This window comes from Streptomyces regalis, assembly GCF_001509475.1.
Classification (GTDB): Bacteria; Actinomycetota; Actinomycetes; order Streptomycetales; family Streptomycetaceae; genus Streptomyces; species Streptomyces regalis.
The window spans coordinates 1-1,259 of the sequence record NZ_LLZG01000199.1 but is presented as its reverse complement, the minus strand read 5'-3'; the positions used below and the strand labels follow the sequence as shown (position 1 = coordinate 1,259).

At 66.6% G+C, this 1,259-nt stretch carries 2 pseudogenes; one reads left to right on the top strand and one right to left on the bottom strand.

Annotated elements, in window-relative coordinates:
• Positions 1-94 precede the first annotated feature (94 nt).
• A pseudogene (locus tag ADL12_RS22200) lies at positions 95-742 on the top strand (transposase); the annotation flags it as partial.
• Between the two features lie 6 nt (positions 743-748).
• On the opposite strand, the pseudogene ADL12_RS55645 reads toward ADL12_RS22200, so the two are convergent.
• Positions 749-956, bottom strand: a pseudogene (locus ADL12_RS55645) (IS5/IS1182 family transposase); the annotation flags it as partial.
• Positions 957-1,259: the final 303 nt, after the last annotated feature.

Below are 1,259 nucleotides of genomic sequence, written 5' to 3'. Positions count from 1 at the left end.
TGGCTTCACTTCTACAACACTGGCCGCCGACACACCGCGCTCGGCGGCCAGCCACCGATCAGCCGACTGTCACCAAAGTCATGACCGAGTACAGCTAGAGCGCGTGCTGGACCTGGGCAACGCCGGGCCGTTGGTCCTCCTGGCTGGCTACCAGACCCCCGCCGCGCTGCGTCGAACCGGACGCAACCGCCTGGAGACCTGGCTCAGGAATGGCAAGGTCCGTAGCGCCGACGCCCTCGCCGAGGCAGCCCTGGAGGCGGCGGGGCGTCAGCACACCGCTCTCCCCGGAGAGTAGATCACCGCCCAGGTGATCCACACCCTGACGAAGGAGGTGATGAGTCTCAACGAGCAGATCACCGAGATCGACAAGCTCATTGCGGCTCGGTTTCGCGAAGGCTCTCTGCAGTGATCTCCAGCATGCCTGGAATCGGCCCCCCTGCTCGGCGCGGAGTTCCTCGCCGCCACCGCCGGCGACATGAACCGCTTCGGCAACGTCAGCGGCAACCTGCACCGCCCACGGCGTTACCATCGCGGCCTGCAGCGCGTCTTCTACACCTCTGCGCTCATCAGCATCCGGACCTGCGACTCGTCTCGCCGCTTCTACGAACGCAAGCGTGCCGAAGGCAAGCGGCACACCCAGGCTGTCCATGCTCTGGCCCGCCGACGAGTCAACGTCCTGTGGGCCCTGATCCGTGACGGACGGTGCCTTCAAAGCGGACACCCTGTCACGGCCGTGGCTTGACAACGACATTAGGAGGTGTTTGGAGCCGGGCCGGGCCCGGTCGACAGGTGAGGGGCCGACGTGATCCCCCCTTTCAGGGCCCGGACGTGCGATCCGTCCACGGCACAGTCGTCCAGGTCCAGCAGGTCGGCGCGGCGCAACTCGCTTAGCAGGGCGGCGTGCAGACGCGGCCAGACGCCTGTCTCCGTCCAGTCCGCAGCCGGCGCCAGGCCGTCGCCCGGACTGGGCTTCTCCGGCCGCGCCGTCGACAGCACGCAGAACCGCTCCGCCGGCGGCTCCCTGTCCGCCTTCTACGAATCCGACCGCGTCCTGGCCCGGGACGCGAACCTTCCGACCCCCTACGACACGAACGACATGTTCTACGTGCAGATCCACGACTTCTGACTGCACTAGATCGATGAAATGATCAGGCCGCGCCAGTGAACCGCTCCGGGTCTGATGGAGGCTCGATTCCCTGAGAGGATCGAGTCATGGCACGTCCGTCCCCCTATCCTGCTGAGCTTCGTGAGCGTGCGGT